At 42.2% G+C, this 7,301-nt stretch carries 6 protein-coding genes; 5 read left to right on the top strand and 1 reads right to left on the bottom strand.

The features are described 5' to 3' along the window. A partial coding sequence (locus tag M1G01_RS05815) for a Spy0128 family protein (RefSeq protein WP_247931389.1) occupies positions 1 to 1,712 on the top strand: 1,712 nt, incomplete at its 5' end. A gap of 452 nt (positions 1,713 to 2,164) precedes the next feature. Next, positions 2,165 to 4,270: an ATP-dependent Clp protease ATP-binding subunit gene (locus tag M1G01_RS05810; protein ID WP_247931388.1), complete on the top strand. Its 2,106-nt coding sequence runs from the start codon at positions 2,165 to 2,167 to the stop codon at positions 4,268 to 4,270. 54 nt (positions 4,271 to 4,324) lie between these two features. Here M1G01_RS05810 and M1G01_RS05805 read toward each other — a convergent pair whose 3' ends face one another. Next, positions 4,325 to 4,807: an S-ribosylhomocysteine lyase gene (locus M1G01_RS05805; protein WP_000032557.1), complete on the bottom strand. Its 483-nt coding sequence runs from the start codon at positions 4,805 to 4,807 to the stop codon at positions 4,325 to 4,327. Between the two features lie 263 nt (positions 4,808 to 5,070). On the opposite strand from M1G01_RS05805, the gene M1G01_RS05800 reads away from it, so the two are divergent. The 3 genes from M1G01_RS05800 to M1G01_RS05790 are packed head-to-tail and all read left to right on the top strand — an operon-like array spanning position 5,071 to position 7,290. Next, positions 5,071 to 5,778 (top strand): ABC transporter ATP-binding protein, encoded by a 708-nt coding sequence (locus M1G01_RS05800; protein WP_247931387.1) that lies wholly within the window; start codon positions 5,071 to 5,073, stop codon positions 5,776 to 5,778. Position 5,779: 1 nt separating this feature from the next. Further along, on the top strand, positions 5,780 to 6,568 hold the full coding sequence (locus M1G01_RS05795) for a lantibiotic ABC transporter permease (protein WP_247931386.1): 789 nt from the start codon (positions 5,780 to 5,782) through the stop codon (positions 6,566 to 6,568). Then, the gene (locus M1G01_RS05790; protein WP_247931385.1) at positions 6,568 to 7,290 is read left to right on the top strand and encodes a lantibiotic ABC transporter permease; all 723 of its coding nucleotides are present in this window, start codon (positions 6,568 to 6,570) and stop codon (positions 7,288 to 7,290) included. Before M1G01_RS05795 ends, M1G01_RS05790 begins: the two co-directional genes overlap by 1 nt. Positions 7,291 to 7,301: the final 11 nt, after the last annotated feature.

The following is a 7,301-nucleotide window of genomic DNA, read 5'->3' as shown; positions in this document are numbered from 1 at the left end:
TTACAGATAACGGCCAAGGTCAACTTGTTGCAACTGTTACAGGTAACAACCCAACCTTCACCAACACCTATAAAGCAACTCCAGCAAAAATTGCTATTGAAGCTAAAAAAGTTTTGAATGGTAAAGAGCTAGAGATAGATGAGTTTGAGTTTGAACTGAAAGAGGGTAACAAGGTTGTTGCGACAGCAAAGAATGTTGCTGGCGGATTGATTCGTTTTTCTGAAATTAGCTATTCAACAGCAGGAGTATATAACTATACTATTACAGAAAAGGTTGGCAATAAACTTGGTGTAACTTATGATAAAACAGAACATCCAGTAACTGTAGAAGTGAAAGATAATGGCTCAGGTCAACTTGTCGCGACAGTTACAAGTGAAACACCAGTTTTCGTTAATGACTATAAAGCGGAACCTGCGCAGGCTACAATCAAAGCTAAGAAAGTCTTGAAAGGAAAAGCGCTTGAAGCTGATGCTTATACTTTCGAACTGAAAGAAGGTTCAGACCTTGTAGCTACGGCTAAGAATACTGCCTCAGGAGAAGTTGCCTTCAACGTCACTTTCTCAGCAGCAGGCGATTACGCTTACACTATTACTGAAAAAGCTGGTGACGATAAAACAATCACTTATGATCAAACTGCGTATGAAGTGTTCGTCACTGTTGCGGATGATGGTAAAGGCCAATTGGTTTCGACTGTAGAAGATGCGGATACAGAACGGGTCTTCACAAATATTTATACAGCACCAGCTCCAACAGCTACATCAGCAACACTTGAGTTTACGAAAGAATTGACTGGTCGTACTTTGGTTGATGGTGAGTTCCAATTTGAATTGTACAAAGATGGACAAAAAATTGATACAAAAACAAACCAAGGTGGAAAAGTAACATTTAATGCAATCAACTATGATGCAGAAGGTGAGTATACTTATACTGTAAAAGAAGTGAATGCTGGAGCAACTGGTATTACTTACGATACAGAAAAGACTGCAAAGGTAACAGTAACCAAAGATGCAGCAACAAATGCCTTGAAGGCAACTGTTGAATATCCAGCAGGTAATGTCTTCAAGAATAGCTTCAAAGCACCAGCGGTAGAAGCTACGATTGAAGCAACTAAGAAACTTGAAGGTAAAGAACTTGCGGCTGACGCTTATACTTTCGAATTGAAAGAGAAAGGCGCAGTTGTAGCTACAGCTAAGAATACTGTCGAAGGTAAAGTAGCCTTTGTTCGTTCATTCGAAGAAGCAGGTACTCATACTTATACCTTGGTTGAAAAAGTTGGTACTGAAGAGGGTATTGAATACGATAAGACTGAGCATACCGTAACAGTCACTGTAGTTGCGGATGATCAAGGTCTCTTGACTGCAAAGGTTTCGTATACCGATGGTAAAGAAGTTGTATTTACAAATAAATACACTGTTCCAACACCAATACCAGAACCAAATCCAAATCCAGCTCCAAATAATCCAGGAACAACGCCAGATCCAGCACCAACACCAGATCCAACGCCAAATAATCCAGGAACAAATCCAACTCCAGGAACAGAACCAACTGATCCAGGACAAAAAGAGGATCCAAAACCAGCACCTCCAGCTACTGAGACTAAAGGTAAAGCTGAACTTCCAAACACAGGGGAAGCAACCTCTATCCTTTCTGCGCTTGGATTTGTAGTCTTGGCATTGAGTGGATTGGTATTCTTCGTAAAACGCAAAGCTTAAGCTTTTGTAGAAGAAACATGAAACTTGGTAAGTGAGAATATTTCTTCTCTCTTAAACTTGATAGAGAAAGTCTCTAGAAAATTCGTTTTCTAGGGGCTTTTTTGTACTTCAAAAAATTTTTTTAAAAAATAGTCAAATTTGGTCAAAAAACTATTGACTTTTACTGACCAATGTGATATAGTAGGAACATAAGGAAAATGAATTCCTTAGAAAACTTCATTTTCAATGATTCTATTTATTGAAAATGTATGATAGATACCCTAGAAAGGGGTGAGGCCTATGTTAAATCTAACAGATTTTGAAAAGAAGATGATAAAAGGCTTATTTAAAAAAGAAAAACCAGAAATTATTCGTAGGGTAGCGAGTTAGCTAGTCTAAAATTTTTAAAACAAAGGTCAAAGATAGTCAACATCAGAGATCGCATATAATTAAGAATAAACGAGGTAAAGAATATGAACAACAACTTTAATAACTTTAACAACATGGATGATTTATTTAACCAATTGATGGGAGGTATGCGAGGATATAGTTCTGAAAATCGTCGCTACTTGATTAATGGACGTGAAGTGACACCTGAGGAATTTGCTCACTATCGTGCAACTGGTCAATTGCCAGGAAATGCAGAAGTTGATGGACAAATGCAACAACAGGCTTCAGGTATGAAACAAGACGGTGTCCTTGCTAAACTAGGTCGCAACTTGACAGCGGAAGCTCGTGAGGGCAAGCTGGATCCTGTAATCGGACGAAACAAGGAAATTCAAGAAACATCTGAAATCCTCTCACGTCGTACCAAAAACAATCCTGTTCTGGTCGGAGATGCAGGTGTTGGTAAGACTGCAGTTGTCGAAGGTCTAGCACAAGCTATTGTGAATGGAGATGTTCCAGCTGCCATCAAGAACAAGGAAATTATTTCTATTGATATCTCAGGTCTCGAGGCTGGTACTCAATACCGTGGTAGCTTTGAAGAAAACGTTCAAAATCTAGTCAACGAAGTAAAAGAAGCAGGAAATATTATCCTCTTCTTTGATGAAATTCACCAAATTCTTGGTGCTGGTAGCACTGGTGGTGATAGTGGCTCTAAGGGGCTTGCAGATATTCTCAAACCAGCTCTCTCCCGTGGTGAATTGACTGTTATTGGTGCAACAACTCAGGATGAATACCGTAACACTATCTTGAAGAATGCAGCTCTTGCTCGTCGTTTCAACGAAGTCAAGGTCAATGCTCCTTCAGCTGAAGATACTTTCAAAATCCTTCAAGGAATTCGTGACCTCTATCAACAACACCACAATGTTATCTTGCCAGATGAAGTCTTGAAAGCAGCAGTGGATTATTCAATCCAATATATTCCTCAACGTAGCTTGCCTGATAAGGCTATTGACCTTGTCGATGTAACGGCGGCTCACTTGGCAGCTCAACATCCGGTAACAGATGTTCATGCTGTTGAACGTGAAATTGAGGCAGAAAAAGACAAGCAAGAAAAAGCAGTTGAAGCAGAAGACTTCGAAGCAGCTCTCAATGCCAAAACTCGCATTGCAGAATTGGAGAAAAAAGTCGAAAACCACACAGAAGATATGAAAGTGACTGCCACTGTCAACGATGTGGCTGAATCTGTGGAACGAATGACAGGTATTCCAGTATCACAAATGGGAGCGTCAGACATCGAGCGTCTCAAGGATATGGCTCATCGTTTGGAACACAAGGTTATTGGTCAAGATAAGGCAGTAGAAGCAGTGGCTCGTGCTATCCGTCGTAACCGTGCTGGTTTTGATGAAGGCAATCGTCCAATCGGTAGCTTCCTCTTTGTAGGTCCAACTGGGGTTGGTAAGACCGAGCTCGCTAAGCAATTGGCACTGGATATGTTTGGAACTAAGGATGCGATCATTCGTTTGGATATGTCTGAATACAGTGACCGCACAGCTGTATCTAAGTTAATCGGTACAACAGCCGGTTATGTGGGGTATGATGACAATAGCAATACCTTGACAGAACGTGTTCGTCGCAATCCTTACTCTATCATTCTCTTGGACGAAATCGAAAAGGCTGATCCTCAAGTAATCACCCTTCTCCTCCAAGTATTGGATGATGGTCGTTTGACTGATGGTCAAGGAAATACCGTGAACTTTAAGAACACTGTCATTATCGCGACATCAAATGCTGGATTTGGCTATGAAGCCAACTTGACAGAAGATGCGGACAAACCAGAATTGATGGACCGTTTGAAACCATTCTTTCGTCCAGAATTCCTCAACCGCTTTAACGCTGTTATCGAGTTCTCACACTTGACTAAGGAAGACCTTTCTAAGATTGTGGACTTGATGTTGGCTGAAGTCAACCAAACCTTGGCTAAGAAAGACATTGATTTAGAAGTCAGCCAAGCAGCTAAGGACTTTATCACAGAAGAAGGTTATGATGAAGTCATGGGTGTTCGTCCTCTCCGTCGCGTGGTTGAACAACAAATCCGTGACAAGGTGACGGACTTCCACTTGGATCATCTAGATGCTAAACATTTGGAAGCAGATATGGAAGATGGCGTCTTAATCATTCGAGAAAAAGCCTAACTCGAGATTTTGAGAATAAAAAAGAACCAGTTATTGTAACTGGTTCTTTTGTGTTTAGATGACATGGCGTTCAAAGGCATCATCTGAAATACCTTGTTCCAGGATGAGTTTCGCCCATTCTTTAGCAGAAAAGAGGCTGTGGTCCTTGTAGTTTCCGCAAGATTCGATGGTTGTTCCAGGAACATCTTCCCAAGTAGTGGTCTCAGCAATTTCCTTGAGTGAGTCCTTGATAACGGCTGCAATTTCAGCACTGGTATGGCGTCCCCACATAATCATGTGGAAGCCTGTACGGCAGCCAAACGGCGAACAGTCAATCATGCCGTCAATACGGGTACGGATGAGTTTGGCCAAGAGGTGCTCAATGGTGTGAAGGCCAGCGGTAGGGATAGAGTCTTCATTTGGTTGCACCAAGCGAATATCAAAGTTGGAGATGACATCTCCCTTTGGCCCTGTTTCTTCCCCAATCAAGCGAACATATGGTGCTTTAACAATGGTGTGGTCTAGTTCAAAACTTTCGACAATAACTTCTTTTGACATGGTAAATCCTTTCAGTTTTCTTCTTTCATTATAACATAAAGGGTGCTGTTGATGGAGTTTGATAAATGACTTTTTGGTACTAGAATGATAATAAAGTCTCCATACAAAACTCGCAGAATTATAAAGAAAAACTGAGTTCTTTCTAATGAAGCTAGAGCGACTTTTGAAAGGTGGAGTCAACTTTTAGAATTTTTGCTTGATTTCTGAACTAATTCTGAACTAGATTGGATATACTGTAGAAAATAAAGATAAAGGAGTTCAGTATGGAACATACAGTGAAAATAGAAGGAGTCTGCAAAAAACATGGCAGCAAGCAGATTTTAGAAGATATTTCTTTTACAGCTAGAAGCGGTCGGATTACAGCCTTTCTGGGTCCAAATGGTGCAGGGAAAAGTTCGACCTTGAGGATTCTCTTGGGGTTAGATCGGGCGACAGAAGGAACTGCGACTTTTGATGGGCGAACTTATCAGTCAATGACTTATCCGCTCAGAACGGTAGGTGCAGCCTTTGACGGCATTGGCGGTTTGCCAAATCGAAAGGTTTATGACCACTTGAGGATTATTGCAGCGAGTAATGCTATTCCCAAGTCTCGGATTGATGAAGTTTTAGAGATGACTGGAATCGCTCATAAGAGGAAGGACCTCTTGTCAAGCCTGTCTCTGGGGGAAGGTCAGCGGTTGGGTTTAGCAGCAGCTTTGCTGGGTGATCCTCAGTTTCTTATATTAGATGAACCGACCAATGGACTGGATCCAAGTGGGATTAAGTGGTTTAGAAAGTTCATCCGTCAGCAGGCTGATTTAGGGAAAACGGTACTTCTATCCTCCCACATCCTGTCAGAGGTGCAAATGGTGACAGATGATGTGGTCTTGATTCATCATGGGCGAATTATTGAGCAAGGACGATTGGAAGAGGTGCTGCAAGATTCAGACAGTCTAGAAGATCTCTTCTTTGATTTGACAGAGGAGGTTTAAGATGAAAGAAACGATGTCTTTATTGCATTCAGAATGGTTGAAAATCTGCTCAACCAAGGCTTTCAAAGTGAGTGTGGCCTTCGTGCTGCTATTGGTGCCTGTCGTATCCTGGTTGGAGGGCCGACAGTATCTGTCTATCGGCTTGGATGCTACGCCTGAGACGGTTCCTAATCTGATAAACGCCATTGATCCGCTGGAATATCTAGGTCTCAACGGGGCTTCTATGGCGGTCATGGTTTTGGTCATTTTAGCTGGAATTTTGGGAGCTATGGAATTTCAGTCTCATAGCTTGAGAACCAGTCTCTTGACCTGTAATAACCGCCTGAAGTTGCTTGTGGGGAAACTCATGACCTTTACTTGCTTTTCTCTTGCTACTAGCTTTTTATCAATCTACTTTAGTTATATGGTCATGCATCTCGCTTTAGGAAAGGAAGGACTTGATCCGATTCTGCTCAATCAGGCAGCTTGGAGTCTGATTTTGTGGAAAACCTTATCTCTGACCTTATTAGGAATCCTTTCATTTTTGTTAGGTTTATTGGCTCGGACCATGCTAGTACCTCTGCTTTTTCTCGTACCCCAAATCTATAATCTGGGAAACTACCTGGCAGCTCACACGAGTTGGGGAGCTTATCTGCCCCAGCCAGCAGGAGAGTTGTTTGCCGCAACGCCGACTTCCCAATATGCCAACAATCCCTCACAAGGACTGTTGATACTTGGTGCATGGTTGCTAGTCATCGGCGGCATGACCTCTCTGCGCTTTTTGAAGACGGATTTAGGAGGGCGCTACTGATGATCAAAGCTCTGCTTAGAAGTGAATGGATTAAGTTCCGTTCTTACTATCTCGCTCTTGGTGCCACCTTGGTGGCTCTGGCAGTCGTTCCTTTTTTTCTGATGAATCTTGACTATAGTCAGACAGTAGTTGGCCAGACGAAGGCTCTGAGTGAGGCTTTGCACGCCCTCTATCTGGCGCAGCCTGTCATCGTCATCTTTACTTCGCTCTATTTTGCCCAGGAGTTTGTCAAGTCTGGGATGCGAACGAATTTTCTAGCCGTATCAAATAGAAAGGCTTGGTTGGCTGGGAAATTCCTTTTTCTGTCCTTGCTGCTCTTGGCTCTCTACAGTGTCATGATAGGCAGCTGTTTCCTTGTTATGCTGGCTCGTTTTGACCTAGACTTTAGCTGGTCCTTACTGGGGAAATTCCTTTATTACAGCTCTTTTGGTCTTCTCAGCAATCTTTTTCTGGCTTTTTTAACTGCCGGCCTCGCTTTGGTCTTTCAATCTTGGGTTGTGCCGGTGTCAGTGCTCTTTCCTCTCTTGATTGGTCTCAGCCGTTTATTGGCAACGTTCATCAAGGAAGCAAAATACCTACCCGATCTGGCTACGCTAAATCTTTTTGAGTATGAAGGACTTCAGCATTCAATAGATCTATCAGGGCTGGTAATACAGCTGTTCTGGCTAGCTTTGGTTTGGAGCTCTGCTATATTCTTGACCTTGAAACGAGATGTTCGCTAGAGGTATGCTAT

This window comes from Streptococcus oralis (assembly GCF_023110055.1).
Lineage (GTDB): Bacteria > Bacillota > Bacilli > Lactobacillales > Streptococcaceae > Streptococcus > Streptococcus oralis_BY.
This window is presented reverse-complemented; position numbering and strand designations above follow the sequence as displayed.